A 13,712-nucleotide genomic window follows, 5' to 3' on the forward strand; every position below is an offset into this window, starting at 1 on the left:
TTCATTCCGCTTCTCCTGCAAGGATGGTGCGTGCGCGCTCCAGATCCGCCATCGTGTCGACGCCGAGCGGGACGGTCTCGACGATCATGGCATCGATGCGCATGCCGTTTTCGAGCGCCCGCAGCTGCTCCAATTTTTCGCGGCGTTCCAAAATGCCCGGCGGCAATGCGACGAAACGTTGCAGAGCGGCGCGCCGATAGACATAAAGTCCGATGTGATGAAACAGCGGTCCTTCCCCATACGGCGCCGTCGCGCGGGTGAAATAAAGCGCACGCAGCCGATCTGCCGCGACCGGCGTGCCGACGACTTTGACGACATTGGGGTTCGTCCGCTCACCGTCCTCCGACATCTCGGCCGTGAGTGTCGAAATCGCCACGTCCTCGTCCTCGATAGGTCTGAGAGCCGCGACGAGTGTGGCCGGATCGAGGGTCGGAAGATCGCCCTGCATATTGACGACGACATCGTGTCGGCCTTCCGGGTCGAACGTCTCGAGCGCTTCGGCGATGCGGTCGGAGCCCGAGGGGTGGTCACCGCGCGTCATGATGGCGACCGCACCGGCCGCTTCGGCCGCCTCGGCGATGCGCTTCTCGTCGGTCGCCACGACGACGGGGCCGAGCCCGGCCTCGCGCCCACGATCCACGACATGGGCGATCATCGGACGGCCGGCGATATCGGCGAGTGGTTTTTCCGGCAGCCGCGTGGCGGCAAGCCGTGCCGGGATAACGATGAGAGGATTCATCGAAAATTCATCGAGATACACTGGAAAGGAACTTCGGCGGCGGGCTTATACGCCCGCGATGGAACCGTCAAACCGAGAGCTTCGACGCTCTCAACCTTGCCTCCCGGGTGTGGTGCGCCCTATTTGCAGCCCGGCCAATAAAGCGGAGTAGAGATTTCAATGCATTCGCCCGCCTGGAACACCTACGCAATGGCGATCCTGGGGACGCTGCTGGTCGCCTTCGGCCTGTCTGTTCTCGGAGATATGCTGTTTGAATCGCCAGAACTGGACGAGCCCGGCTACGTCATCGCGACAGCCGAAGAGAGCAGCGGCGGCGACACGGCTGCCGAGCCCGCAGGCCCGGAACCTCTGCCGGTTCGCCTTGCCAATGCCGACACGGATGCCGGACAGCGCACCGCCAAGCAATGCGTGGCCTGCCACAATTTCCAGAAGGGCGAAGGCAACAAGATCGGTCCGCTTCTCTGGGACGTCGTCGGACGTCCCGTCGCGTCGGAGGAAGGCTTCAGCTACACCGACGCCATGAAGGAATTCGCCAAGACCGAAGGCGAATGGACGTTTGAACATCTCGACAATTACCTGACCAATCCGAAGGACGTGGTGCCCGGAACGGCGATGAATTTCGCCGGCATCAAGGACGATCAGGACCGCGCCAACGTCGTCGCCTATCTGCACACGCTCTCCGACGATCCTCTGCCTTTGCCCGAGCCGGAAGCCGCGCCGGCCGAACGCGGCGACGAAGCCGCCGCATCTGAAGGCGAAGCTGGAGGAGCGCAGACCGAGGCGACGCCGGAAGAGACGCCGGAGCCCGCAGCCGCCACAGGTGGCGGGACGGCCGCTCCGGAAGGCGAAGTCATGGAAGAGACGGCCCAATCGGCAACCGAACAGGGCGCCTCGGACGTGCCGGGCGGCGATGCCGGCCAAGAGCAGGCTCAAGGTGAGCAGGCCCAGGGTGAGCAATCAGGCCAGCAGGCAGCACCGCAGCCGGAGAACGCGCAACAGGCTCCCGACCAGGCACAGCCGGCAAGCCCCGCAACGCCCGGGCCTTCGACGGCTCAGGGCCTCGCTTCGGGAACCACCGACGCCCAGCAGCCGCCGACGGGCAACCAACCGGCCGCCGCAACGGCGGAAGGCGCGCAGACGGCCAAGGGCGGCGGCGAACAGGCCGCCGAGACCTCGCGCCATCAGGAAAGCCGCGATCTCGATGAGAACGCCGCTCAGCAGCAGGGGCAGGCGCAGCAACAGGCTCAGAACCAGCAGCCGGCCGAGGGTCAGCAGCAGGCGCAGGCGCCTGCCGGGAATCAGGAGCCGCCGAGCCCCACGGTCGCCATGATCGCCGATGCCTCGCCGGAGGCTGGCGAGAAGGTCGCCGCGCAGTGCCGCGCCTGCCATACCTTCGACAAGGGCGGCGCCAACCGGATCGGCCCGAACCTCTGGGAGATCGTCAACCGCCAGGCCGCGGCGCATGAAGGCTTCAAGTACACCGATGCGATGAAGAAGCATGCGCAGGAGATCGGGACCTGGACCTACAACCACCTCGACACCTACCTCGCCGATCCGCGCGGCGTGGTGCCGGGAACGAAGATGATCTTCGCCGGCGTCAAGAAGGACGAGGACCGCGCAGCGCTGCTCGCCTATCTGCGCACGCTCTCGGACAATCCAGCACCGTTGCCCGGGCAATGAGCCCTTGCAGCCGGACAAAATGACCCTGTTGACGCCGCGGCTTTGCCGCGGCGTTCTTTTGTCTGACGAAACAACGGGTTAAATTTTCGTCAGGTCGCGTCTCGGCGGGTGAAACGCGATCCGTCGGCGTTTATCATGATGTTTCGACACAGCGAGATCCGGTCTCTTTCATGACAGCACGCTTCCTCCAGCTTTCTCTCGTCTGCCTGCTCGCGCTCAGCGGCTTTGTGAGCGCCCAGGCGCAGGATGCGGGCCAGCCGCGCGACGAGAAGACTTGGCGCCATGCGACGTCGCTGATCCATGAGCCGAAATACGGGCCGGATTTCCCCCATTACGATTACGTCAATGTCGATGCGCCGAAGGGCGGCACGCTCAACCAGGTCGCGATCGGCACCTTCGACAGCCTCAATCCCTTCATCATTCGCGGCACCGTTGCGGCGGGTCTCGGCTCCATCGTCAATGCGCGCGGCGGCATCGGCTACGACAGCCTGATGGAGCCGTCCGAAGAAGAACCGAGCACCAGCTACGCGCTCATCGCCGAGGCGATGAGCTATCCGGAAGATTATTCCTCGGCGACCTTCCGGCTCAATCCGAAGGCGCGCTGGCATGACGGCGAGCCGATCACGGCGGAGGACGTGGTCTGGTCCTTCAATACGCTCAAAGAGATCAACCCGCAGTACAATCAGTACTACCACAACGTCGTCAAAGCCGAGATCACCGGCGAGCGCGAGGTCACGTTCACCTTCGACCAGAAGGGCAATCGCGAACTCCCCAACATCATGGGCGATCTTGTCATCGTGCCGAAGCATTGGTGGACGGGCACCGACAAGAACGGCAACAAGCGCGATATCACGCAGCCGACCTTGGAGCCGCCGCTCTCCTCCGGCCCCTACCGGATCAAATCCTTCATCCCCGGGCGCAGCGTGGTCTGGGAGCGCGTGCCGGATTACTGGGGCAAGGATCATCCCCTGCGGGTCGGCCGCTACAATTTCGACGAGATCCGCTACGAGTATTTCCGCGACGCCAATGCGGTCTGGGAAGCGTTCACCAAAGGCGGCATCTACGACTTCCGAGCGGAAAACCGCGCCCAGCGCTGGGCTCAGAGCTATGATTTTCCTGCCGTAGAGCGCGGCGACGTCAAGAAGGAAGAATTTCAGACGACATCGGGCGAGCCCATGCAGGCTTATGTGCTCAACACCCGCCGCGACAAGTTTGCCGACCGGCGCGTGCGCCACGCCCTGACGCTCGCCTTCGATTTCGAGAGCCTCAACAAGAACCTGTTCTTCGGGCTCTATAGCCGAACCGACAGCTATTTTGAGGGAACTGAGCTCGAAGAAACCGGGCTGCCGGAAGGCCAGGAACTCGAATATCTCGAAAAGGTGCGCGACAAGGTTCCGCCCGAGGTCTTCTCCGAAGAGTTCAAGCTTCCCGTCTTCGACAGCCGCGAGGCGATGCGCGACCATCTGCGCGAGGCGGTCAAGCTCCTGCGTGAGGCCGGCTGGGAGCAGCGCGACGGCGGTCTCTTCAACAAGGAGACGGGCGAGCGCTTCACCATCCAGTTTCTCGGCAACGACCCGAACGACGAGAAGATCTTCTCACCTTATGCCAACACGCTGCGCCGGCTCGGCATCGATACGTCTATCCGCATCGTCGATGCGGCCCAATATCAGGCGCTGACCGACGATTTCGATTACGACGTCATCGCCGGGGTCTTCGGACAATCGCAGTCGCCGGGCAACGAACAGCGCGAATATTGGGGCTCTTATGCCGCAGATCAGCGCGGCAGCCGCAACGCGGCCGGGATCAAAAACGAGGCAGTCGACGAGCTCATCAACGACATCGTCTACGCGTCGGATCGCAAGAGCCTGGTCGCGGCGACACGCGCCCTCGACCGCGTGCTCCTGTGGAACTACTACATGGTGCCACAGTGGAACCTGCCGAAAATCTGGCTCGCATATTGGAACAAGTTCGGCATCCCGGACAAGCAGCCCTCGTATGCGGGCGTCGACGTCTACTCCTGGTGGATCGACCCTGAAAAAGAAAAGAAATTGAGGATGGCAGAGTGATTTCATTCACCCGCCGCGGCGCTCTTTTCGGCGCTGCATCGCTTGCGATTGTGCCGAAGCTGATCGGCGCGTCAGGGTTCGCCGAAGCGGCCCATGCCGCGACGCCCGCAGGCCCCCGCCACGGAATGTCGCTCTTCGGCGATCTCAAATACGGCGCCGATTTTGCGCATCTGGACTACGTCAATCCGGAGGCGCCGCGCGGCGGCCGGCTCGTCATGGTGCCGAGCCAGGCCTACTACAATCAGAGCTTTCTCACCTTCAACACGCTCTCCTCTTTCGTCATCCGCGGCGACGCCCCGCCGCTCATGGAGCTCACCTTCGACAGCCTGATGAAGTGGGCCTCCGACGAGCCGGACGCCTGTTACGGTCTGGTGGCGGAAAGCGTCGAGGTCTCCGAAGACGGTCTCACGCTGCATTTTCGTCTTCGCCCGGAAGCCCGTTTCAACGATGGTACGCCGCTCGTCGCCGACGACGTCGTCTATTCGATGAATATCCTGAAGGAGAAGGGCCATCCGGACCTGCTTCTGCCGTTGAAGGAAATGGTTTCTGTCGAGGCGGACGGCGAGCACGATGTCATCGTCAAACTGTCGGGTAAGCATTCTCCGGAACTGAAGCTCGTCGTCGCGCAGCTGCCGATATTCTCGCGCGCCTGGTATCAAGGCCGCGCATTCGATGCGTCGACGCTCGACGCGCCTCTCGGTTCCGGCCCCTATGAGGTGGGCGAGCTGCAGCAGGGGCGCTTCATCGAGTATCGGCGGGTGGAGGATTACTGGGCCAAGGATCTTCCCATCAATCGCGGCTTTCACAATTTCGACGTGATCCGGCTCGAATTCTTCCGCGACCGTCAGGCGGGATTCGAGGCCTTCAAGAAGGGCGCCGTGACCTTCCGTGAGGAATTCTCCTCAAAGAGTTGGGCGACCGAGTACGACTTTCCGGCTGTCGTGAGCGGCAAGGTGGCGACGGAATTGATGCCCGACGAAAGGCTTCCGGACTTCCAGGCGTGGTATTTCAACACCCGCCGCGGGAAATTCGCCGATCCGGCGACGCGCCAGGCGATCGGTCTCGCCTTCGATTTCGAATGGCTCAACACCAATCTCTTCTACGATTCCTATCGCCGCACGGCGTCCTGGTTTGAAAAATCCGTCTATGCCGCGGAAGGCGAGCCTTCGGATGCGGAACTTGCGCTCCTTGAACCTTTCCGGGACGAGTTGCCGGAGGAGGTCTTCGGGCCCGCGGTGGTACCGCCGACCTCGGATGGCTCAGGCGTCGACCGAGACAATCTCCGCAGGGCGGACGAGCTTCTTCGGCAGGCCGGCTGGAGCCGCAACGGCGGTCAGCTCATTAACAATCAGGGCGACGTCCTCTCGGTCGAATTCCTCATTCAGAACGACCCGGTGTCTGAACGCGTCCTTGGGAAATTCGTCGATTCGCTCCGCCGCCTCGGCGTCGACGCATCGATCCGCCCTGTCGATTCGGCGCAATACCAGGCACGCGCCTCGGAGTTCAATTTCGACGTTCTCGGGCTGCGGTTGCGCTCCACGCCCACGCCCCTGGAATCGCTGCGCGCATCCTATGGCAGCGCCTCTGCGGATCTGCCGGGCTCGCGCAATTATGCGGGCATTCACCTCAAAGCGGTCGACGCCCTTATCGATCAGGCGCTCGTGGCCAACGACCGCGACACCCACCGCAACATTTTGCGGGCACTCGACCGGATCTTGCGCGCCCATTATTTCGTCGTGCCGCAATGGTACCAGGATGCACATCGCGTGGCGCGCTGGGACATGTTCTCTCGCCCCGAGACAAAGCCGGACTACAATTTTCCTTTCGAGACCACCTGGTGGTACGACGACGAGAAGGCCAAGCGAATCGGCGTGGCCGGCTGAGCTGAGACCGACGAGCCGACGGAGACGGATTGGCAGCCTATATCCTGAGACGCCTCTTGTTGATGATCCCGACCATCCTCGGGATCATGGCGATCAGCTTCGTCGTCGTGCAGTTTGCCCCGGGCGGGCCCGTGGAGCGCGTGATCGCGCAGATCCAGGGCACCGACGTCTCGGCGACGGCGCGTATCGGCGGCTCGAGCGGCGGCGATTTCTCCGCCGCCGGCAACACCAATCAAAGCGGCTCGGATGCCGCCATCACCTCGAAATATCGAGGCGCCCAGGGGCTCGACCCGGAGTTCATCCGCCAGCTTGAAAAGCAATTCGGCTTCGACAAGCCGCCGCTCACCCGCTTCGGCCTGATGCTGTGGAACTATGCCCGCTTCGATTTCGGCGAGAGCTATTTCCGCGACATCTCCGTCATCGACCTCATCAAAGAAAAGCTGCCCGTCTCGATCTCGCTCGGGCTTTGGATGACGCTTCTCTCCTACGCCATCTCCATCCCGCTCGGGATCCGCAAGGCGGTCAGCGACGGCTCGGTATTCGATGTGTGGACCTCAGCCGTCGTCATCATCGCCTATGCGGTGCCAGGCTTCCTCTTCGCCATCTTCCTGATCGTGTTCTTCGCCGGCGGCTCCTTCTTCGACTGGTTTCCGCTGCGTGGCCTCTGGTCTGAGCAATATGCGCGCATGGGCTTTTGGGAATGGATCACCGACCCGGAGGCGCTCGTCGATTATTTCTGGCATCTGGCGTTGCCGCTCATTTCGATGGCGCTTGCGGCCTTCGCCACGACGACCCTTCTCACGAAGAATTCGTTCCTCGACGAGATCCGCAAGCAATATGTCGTGACGGCGCGGGCGAAAGGCCTGACGGAACGCCAGGTGCTCTACGGCCATGTCTTCCGCAATGCCATGCTGATCGTGATTTCGGGCTTTCCGGCGGCCTTCGTCTCGGCCTTCTTCGCCGGCTCGCTCCTGATCGAAACGATCTTCTCGCTCGACGGGCTCGGGCTCCTCTCATTCGAGAGCGTCATCAACCGCGACTATCCAGTCGTTTTCGCGACGCTCTACATCTTCTCGCTGATGGGCCTCATCGTGCAGCTCGTCTCCGACCTCACCTACACCTGGATCGATCCTCGGATCGATTTTGAGAGCCGGGAGGTCTGAGCGATGGAGGCAGAGACCGATCCGAAAAAGAAGGCGGACGCACCGGGGACAGACGGGCCGGCGACGCCCGCGCCGCCGCATGCACCGGATCCCGGTGAGCCGGCAGCACCCACGCCGCTCCCCGGCCAGGAAGCAGCCCCCGGGCGCCGGCTTTTCACCCTGTCGCCGATCAACAAGCGGCGCTGGGACAATTTCAAGAAGAACCGCCGCGGCTTCTGGTCTTTGTGGCTCTTCCTCTTCCTCTTCGGCCTGTCGCTGATCGCCGAAGTGCTCGTCAACGACAAGCCGATCGTGCTCTCCTACAAGGGCGAGCTCTATTACCCGATCCTGGTCGATTATCCGGAAGAGACGTTTGGCGGTTTCCTGGCGACGACGGACTACCGCGACCCGTTCATCTCCGATGAGATCAACGCCAATGGCTGGATGATCTGGCCACCGATCCATTATTCCTATCGCACGGTCAATCGGGATTTCCCGACCGAGGAACTGCGGGAAGCACTTGGGCGACCGATCGGCTTTCCGGCACCGCCGACCTGGCGGATCGCGGGCTCCGTCTGTCCGGGCGACACGGAACAGCTTGAGCGGTTCTGCGACAAGTCGAACTGGAACTGGCTCGGCACCGACGATCAGGGCCGCGATGTCGTCGCCCGGCTCGTCTACGGCTTTCGTATATCCGTGCTCTTCGGGCTCGTGCTCACCGTGTTTTCCTCCATCGTCGGCGTCGCGGCCGGTGCCGTGCAGGGCTATTTCGGCGGGCGCGTCGATCTCTTCTTCCAGCGCTTCATCGAAATCTGGACGGCGATCCCGGCGCTTTATCTCCTCCTGATCATCTCCTCGATCCTGCCGCCGGGTTTCTGGGTGCTCCTCGGCATCCTTCTCCTCTTCTCCTGGGTGGCACTCGTCGGCGTGGTCCGGGCGGAGTTCCTCAGGGCGCGCAATTTCGAATATGTGAAGGCGGCCCGCGCACTCGGCGTCTCCAATCTCACCATCATGTTCCGCCACCTGTTGCCGAACGCGATGGTGGCGACCTTGACCTTCATGCCGTTCATCCTGAACGGCTCGATCACGACGCTGACCTCGCTCGACTTTCTCGGTTTCGGCATGCCGCCGGGCTCGCCGTCGCTCGGCGAGCTCCTTGCGCAGGGCAAGGCCAATCTGCAGGCACCCTGGCTCGGCATCACCGGCTTCATCGTCATCTCGCTGATGCTCTCGCTCCTCATCTTCGTCGGCGAGGCGGTGCGCGACGCCTTCGACCCGCGCAAGACTTTTGCGTAAGGCTACGCAAAGGTATATATTTAATTTTCTCTACCCCTGAGAGCGGCTATGGGACTGAACATCAAGAGCGACGAGGTTCACCGCTTGGCGCGCCAGCTTGCCCAGCGCACCGGCACGACGATGACCAAGGCGATCGAAGCGGCGTTGCGTGAAAAGATAGTGGCGCTTGATCGCGAGCAGGATGTGGAAGCGACGGTGGCGCGCGTGATGACAATCGTGCATGACCTCGGACCGCCTCCTGCGGGCGCGACCAGCGATCATTCCGACCTCTACGATGAAGGAGGGCTTCCCCAATGATCGTCGATGCCTCCGCGCTGCTAGCAATCCTCTTCGGCGAGCCGGAAGCGGAAGATTTCTCGAGCGCCATCGGATCCGCATCGGCCAGGGCCATTTCAGCCGTCAACTACGTCGAGGCGGGAATAAGGGTGGACCGGACCGGCAGCACACGGCACGCCAACGCGCTCGACGAGATCATCGACGCCTTTCGGCTCGACATTGCCAGCGTGACATCCGAACAGGGCATCCTCGCCCGCCAAGCCTATCGTTTCTTCGGCAAAGGCCACCACCCGGCCGGCCTCAATCTCGGCGATTGCTTCGCCTACGCTCTGGCCAAGACTCGCGCAGAGCCCCTTCTATTCAAAGGCAACGATTTCATTCACACAGACATCGAGCCCGCACTTTGACCGCGATGCAGGCCACAACCGTTCGGCGGGGCCCTTTCGCGCTGGGCAGAGTTTTCCCTTAGGGTGAGCGCCATGGACGAAAGAAAGCGCCATATCGTCGAAGACTATCCGGCCGAGCAACTGCCGCCGGAGCTCCGCGGGGACATCGATCCGAGCCATCATGCGCGGGTGATCGTGGAGGATACGGGAAGTGAGGTCCCGGCGAAAAGTGGATGGCGCAAGCACTTTGGAGCCGCCGCTTATCGAAACACCTCGATCGAGGAAGCGGTCGCGCGGATCCGCGAGCTGCGTGACGAATGGGAAAAATGAGCGACAAGGCCCGCTGGCGTGCCTATCTCGATTCGAACTTCTTCATCCGTTTCGTCGAGAGCGAGGACGAGCGTCTCGCGCCTTTGTTTGCACATTTGGAGGCAGGGTTGCTGACCCTTCATACCAGCGAACTCACCCTGGCGGAGCTTCTCGTGGGACCACTGAGAACAGCCAATGCCGACCTCAGCGAGCGGTACGAGGATATCATCGGCGCCTCGGATTGGTTGCAGGCCTCGCCGGTCAGCCGAGAGATCCTGAAGCGGAGCGCTGAAATCCGCGCCACCATCGGGAATAAGCAGCCGGACGCCAATCATGTGGCGACTGCAATGGCTGAGGCATGCAACGTCTTTGTCTCCTCCGACAAGCGGCTGAAGATGCCCGAGACAATGAAGCGTATCGGCCTCGACGAGGTCGCTATCGAGGAAGTCTGGCCATGACCTCCCCTATCCTCTCGGTTCGCGATCTCTCTGTCGACTTCACGCAAGGCGGGCGCACGACGCATGCGGTGCGCCATGTCTCTTTCGACATTGCGGAGAAGGAGACCGTGGCGCTCGTGGGTGAATCGGGTTCCGGCAAATCGGTGACGGCGCTTTCCGTCTTGCGGCTCCTCACCTATCCGCCGGCGAGCCATCCCTCCGGCGAAATCTTCTTCCGCGACAGCGAGCTTCTGAAAGCCGGCGATCGCACCTTGCGGGAGGTGCGCGGCAACAAGATCTCCATGGTCTTCCAGGAGCCGATGTCATCGCTCAACCCGCTGCACACGGTGGAGCGCCAGATTGGTGAAGTGCTCGACGTGCACCGGGGCATGAGCGGCAAGGCGGCACGGGTCAGGGTTCTGGAACTTCTTCATCAGGTCGGCATCCGCGAGCCGGAAAGCCGCCTCAGATCCTATCCGCACCAGCTTTCGGGCGGCCAACGGCAGCGCGTGATGATCGCCATGGCGCTCGCCAACGAGCCCGATCTCCTGATCGCAGACGAACCGACGACGGCGCTCGACGTCACCGTACAGGCGCAGATCCTGGAGCTCCTCGCCCGCCTCAAGCAGGAGCAGAACATGGCGCTCCTGTTCATCACCCACGATCTCGGCATCGTGCGCAAGGTGGCGGACCGGGTCTGCGTCATGACCGATGGCGAGATCGTCGAGCGCGGCCAGACGGAAGAGATCTTCACCAACCCGCAGCACAGCTACACACGCCACCTTCTCGCCGCCGAACCTAAGGGCGTGGCCCCAACCACGGACCGGGACGCGCCTTTCGTCATGGAGGCCGACGACCTGAAGGTCTGGTTCCCGATCAAACGCGGCTTCCTGCGTCGCACCGTCGGCCATATCAAAGCCGTCGACGGTATCGACGTCAAAGTGCGCGAGGGTGAAACGCTCGGTGTCGTCGGCGAATCCGGCTCCGGCAAGACGACGCTCGGGCTCGCACTTCTCAGGTTGATCTCCTCCAACGGCCGCATCGCCTTTCTCGGGCGCGATATCCAGGCGGCACGCTTCAAGGACACGCGCGCGCTTCGCGCCGATATGCAGATCGTCTTCCAGGATCCCTATGGCTCGCTGTCGCCGCGCATGATCATCCGCGACATCGTCGGCGAAGGTCTTTCCGTGCACGAGCCGAACCTCAAGGCGTCGGAGCGCGACCAGCGCGTCGTCAAGGCGCTCGCGGAAGTGGGCATCGATCCGGAAACCCGGTTTCGCTATCCGCACGAATTCTCCGGTGGCCAGCGCCAGCGCATCGCCATCGCACGCGCCATGGTTCTGGAGCCGAAATTCGTCATGCTCGACGAACCGACCTCGGCTCTCGACATGAGCGTGCAGGCACAGGTCGTCGATCTCCTGCGCGATCTGCAGAAGCGCCACGACCTCACCTATCTTTTCATCTCGCACGACCTCAAGGTGGTGCGCGCACTCGCCAACGAGATCATCGTCATGCGCGACGGCAAGGTGGTGGAAGCCGGGCCTGCCGCGCAGATCTTCGACCATCCGCAGACCGATTATACCAAAGCGCTGATGGCCGCCGCCTTCGATCTGGAAGTCGCCTATCGGGGAGCCATCAGCACGTGACCACTCTTCTTCTTTCCCTCGCAGATTGGGATCCCCGCCGCTGGCTTGAAAACCTCAAGGCCGCACTCCCCGAAGACGAGGTCGTTGCCACGACGCCCGAGGGCGGCTTTGCCGGCGATCCCGCGACTTTGGAACGGGTGGAGTATCTTCTCACCTGGAAGCCGCGCCCCGAGCTTTTCGACAGCCTGCCCAATCTCAAGGCCATTCTTTCGGTCGGCGCCGGCGTGGATCATCTCGTCGACCTGCCCAACCTTCCCGATGTTCCGATCGCACGCATCGTCGACCCCGACCTCACCACGCGGATGACCGAATATGTCGTCTGGCAGGTGCTGCATCACGTGCGCCTCGGGCCCGATTACGCAGCACTGCAGAAGGAAAAGCGCTGGCGGCCGCTCTACCAGCCGCCCGCCGGCAAGGTGACGGTCGGGATCATGGGGCTCGGCGTGCTCGGCACGGCGTCAGCGAAGATGCTCATGCAGCTCGGCTTCCGCGTGGTCGGGTGGAGCCGGCGCCCGAAGATCGTCGCCGGCGTCACTGCCTTTGCCGGTGAAGGCGAGCGCGATGCCTTTCTGGCAGAAACGGACATCCTCGTCTGCCTTCTGCCCGACACGCCACAGACGCGCGGGATCATTGACGGAGCGCTCATCTCGAAACTGCGCAAGGATGGCCCGCTCGGCGGCCCGGTCCTCATCAATGCCGGGCGCGGACAGTCTCAAAACGAGGCGGATATTCTCTCGGCCTTGCGCGAAGGCACGCTGCGCGGCGCGAGCCTCGACGTTTTCCGCACGGAGCCTCTGCCTGCCGACAGCCCGATGTGGAACGCGCCCAATCTCGTGATCACGCCGCATATGGCCTCGATCTCCAATCCGCATGGCCTGTCGCCGCTGATCGCCCGACAGGTGCGCCGTGGCAAAGCCGGCAAGCCGCTTCAGTATGTGGTGGACCGGGACGCCGGGTACTGAGGCACAGCCGGGGTGAAGGCCATATTGGCGGCGACGATGGTGTTTTCGTCGGTGTGCTCGAGCATCTGAAATCCCATCACCTCCAAGGCGCGCTCGACCTTGTCCCAGGCGCCGGCGCGTCCGTGCGCCGGATTCATGTCGATGGCGAGGAGCCGCGTCCGCTTCAGGGTGCGCACGGCTCCGGCCAGAATCTCCGGCTCCACCCCCTCCGCATCGACTTTCATGAAGTCGATCGCAGGCAAGGCGGCAACGGCTGGCAGAGCATCGAGAGGCCAGGCTTCGACGGAGGCGAAAGCGCGCTTCTGCTCTGGCCGGCGGATGAGCGAGCTCGTCGCGCCGTCGGGGGCGAGATGCAATTTCAGAGCTTCCCGCCCCTTCCACATCGCGCAGGAAACGAGACGGACATTGTCGAGCCCCCTGACGTTCTGGGCGAGGCAGGCATAGGCGCGCGGATCCGGTTCGATCGCAATGATTGTCGCACCCGCATCGGCGCATAGCAGCGTCAGCTCGCCGACATTGGCGCCGATATCGATGACGACATCGCCTTCGCGTGGGAAGTAGATGTTGCCGACGGCGTATTTTTCGCCCGTCAGATGCAGCCGCGCCCCGATGCCGCTGCGATAGCGGGGGACGCGGTTGAGGCTCGGTAAAGCGAGGCGGCGCAGGCCGTCATCAATAATAACGCGTTCGGCATCAGGTATGATTTCGACGGGCCGTCCGCGGCCGTGCCGATGAGCCTGGAAGCTCAAATGCCACTGGTAGTACCGGCGCAGCAACGTCTGCGGGCACACCGAAAGAATGGCATTGCCGAATTGCCGGGTAGGCAGATGCATGGAGTAATACGCCACGGATGTCGCCAATTCTTTGCCGACGAAGGGACACGTTTGATA

General features: G+C 62.8%; 13 protein-coding genes. 11 read left to right on the plus strand and 2 right to left on the minus strand.

Annotation, left to right across the window (positions count from 1 at the left end; genetic code table 11):
• Position 1: 1 nt before the first annotated feature.
• On the minus strand, positions 2-739 hold the full coding sequence (locus BLP76_RS08285) for a 3-deoxy-manno-octulosonate cytidylyltransferase (protein ID WP_092812065.1): 738 nt from the start codon (positions 737-739) through the stop codon (positions 2-4).
• A gap of 159 nt (positions 740-898) precedes the next feature.
• On the opposite strand from BLP76_RS08285, the gene BLP76_RS18925 reads away from it, so the two are divergent.
• The 11 genes from BLP76_RS18925 to BLP76_RS08340 all read left to right on the plus strand — a co-directional run bounded on the left by BLP76_RS18925 (position 899) and on the right by BLP76_RS08340 (position 12,822).
• Positions 899-2,419, plus strand: coding sequence for a c-type cytochrome (locus BLP76_RS18925; RefSeq protein WP_092811545.1), 1,521 nt, complete (start codon positions 899-901; stop codon positions 2,417-2,419).
• A gap of 170 nt (positions 2,420-2,589) precedes the next feature.
• Positions 2,590-4,485, plus strand: coding sequence for an extracellular solute-binding protein (locus tag BLP76_RS08295; protein WP_092811547.1), 1,896 nt, complete (start codon positions 2,590-2,592; stop codon positions 4,483-4,485).
• A complete protein-coding gene (locus tag BLP76_RS08300) occupies positions 4,482-6,368 on the plus strand; it encodes an extracellular solute-binding protein (RefSeq protein WP_244514512.1) in 1,887 nt (628 codons plus the stop codon). Before BLP76_RS08295 ends, BLP76_RS08300 begins: the two co-directional genes overlap by 4 nt.
• A 29-nt stretch (positions 6,369-6,397) precedes the next feature.
• The gene (locus tag BLP76_RS08305) at positions 6,398-7,531 is read left to right on the plus strand and encodes a microcin C ABC transporter permease YejB (RefSeq protein WP_092811549.1); all 1,134 of its coding nucleotides are present in this window, start codon (positions 6,398-6,400) and stop codon (positions 7,529-7,531) included.
• A gap of 3 nt (positions 7,532-7,534) precedes the next feature.
• Complete coding sequence (locus BLP76_RS08310) at positions 7,535-8,806, plus strand: ABC transporter permease (protein ID WP_092811551.1); 1,272 nt, start codon at positions 7,535-7,537, stop codon at positions 8,804-8,806.
• 48 nt (positions 8,807-8,854) lie between these two features.
• The gene (locus BLP76_RS08315) at positions 8,855-9,103 is read left to right on the plus strand and encodes a type II toxin-antitoxin system VapB family antitoxin (protein WP_092811553.1); all 249 of its coding nucleotides are present in this window, start codon (positions 8,855-8,857) and stop codon (positions 9,101-9,103) included.
• A complete protein-coding gene (locus tag BLP76_RS08320) occupies positions 9,100-9,489 on the plus strand; it encodes a type II toxin-antitoxin system VapC family toxin (RefSeq protein ID WP_092811554.1) in 390 nt (129 codons plus the stop codon). The genes BLP76_RS08315 and BLP76_RS08320 overlap by 4 nt, the downstream gene beginning before the upstream one ends.
• Positions 9,490-9,561: 72 nt before the next feature.
• A complete protein-coding gene (locus BLP76_RS08325) occupies positions 9,562-9,798 on the plus strand; it encodes a hypothetical protein (RefSeq protein WP_092811556.1) in 237 nt (78 codons plus the stop codon).
• Positions 9,795-10,235, plus strand: coding sequence for a type II toxin-antitoxin system VapC family toxin (locus tag BLP76_RS08330; protein ID WP_170130409.1), 441 nt, complete (start codon positions 9,795-9,797; stop codon positions 10,233-10,235). The genes BLP76_RS08325 and BLP76_RS08330 overlap by 4 nt, the downstream gene beginning before the upstream one ends.
• Positions 10,232-11,860, plus strand: a complete 1,629-nt coding sequence (locus tag BLP76_RS08335) for an ABC transporter ATP-binding protein (protein WP_092811560.1) — start codon at positions 10,232-10,234, stop codon at positions 11,858-11,860. Before BLP76_RS08330 ends, BLP76_RS08335 begins: the two co-directional genes overlap by 4 nt.
• Positions 11,857-12,822 carry a 2-hydroxyacid dehydrogenase gene (locus tag BLP76_RS08340; protein WP_092811562.1) on the plus strand — a complete coding sequence of 322 codons (966 nt, stop codon included), beginning with the start codon at positions 11,857-11,859 and terminating at the stop codon, positions 12,820-12,822. Before BLP76_RS08335 ends, BLP76_RS08340 begins: the two co-directional genes overlap by 4 nt.
• Here BLP76_RS08340 and BLP76_RS08345 read toward each other — a convergent pair.
• Positions 12,789-13,670, minus strand: a complete 882-nt coding sequence (locus BLP76_RS08345; protein WP_139163726.1) for an FkbM family methyltransferase — start codon at positions 13,668-13,670, stop codon at positions 12,789-12,791. The two genes, BLP76_RS08340 and BLP76_RS08345, sit on opposite strands and share 34 nt — an antisense overlap.
• Positions 13,671-13,712: the final 42 nt, after the last annotated feature.

Origin of the sequence: Afifella marina DSM 2698 (genome assembly GCF_900102695.1) — a bacterium.
Taxonomy (GTDB): domain Bacteria; phylum Pseudomonadota; class Alphaproteobacteria; order Rhizobiales; family Afifellaceae; genus Afifella; species Afifella marina.

Bases quoted from the DNA above. Each gene is read 5' to 3' on its own strand.
- BLP76_RS08285 (WP_092812065.1), bottom strand. From the start codon at position 739: ATGAATCCTCTCATCGTTATCCCGGCACGGCTTGCCGCCACGCGGCTG.
- BLP76_RS18925 (WP_092811545.1), top strand. From the start codon at position 899: ATGCATTCGCCCGCCTGGAACACCTACGCAATGGCGATCCTGGGGACG.
- BLP76_RS08295 (WP_092811547.1), top strand. From the start codon at position 2,590: ATGACAGCACGCTTCCTCCAGCTTTCTCTCGTCTGCCTGCTCGCGCTC.
- BLP76_RS08310 (WP_092811551.1), top strand. From the start codon at position 7,535: ATGGAGGCAGAGACCGATCCGAAAAAGAAGGCGGACGCACCGGGGACA.
- BLP76_RS08315 (WP_092811553.1), top strand. From the start codon at position 8,855: ATGGGACTGAACATCAAGAGCGACGAGGTTCACCGCTTGGCGCGCCAG.
- BLP76_RS08320 (WP_092811554.1), top strand. From the start codon at position 9,100: ATGATCGTCGATGCCTCCGCGCTGCTAGCAATCCTCTTCGGCGAGCCG.
- BLP76_RS08325 (WP_092811556.1), top strand. From the start codon at position 9,562: ATGGACGAAAGAAAGCGCCATATCGTCGAAGACTATCCGGCCGAGCAA.
- BLP76_RS08330 (WP_170130409.1), top strand. From the start codon at position 9,795: ATGAGCGACAAGGCCCGCTGGCGTGCCTATCTCGATTCGAACTTCTTC.
- BLP76_RS08335 (WP_092811560.1), top strand. From the start codon at position 10,232: ATGACCTCCCCTATCCTCTCGGTTCGCGATCTCTCTGTCGACTTCACG.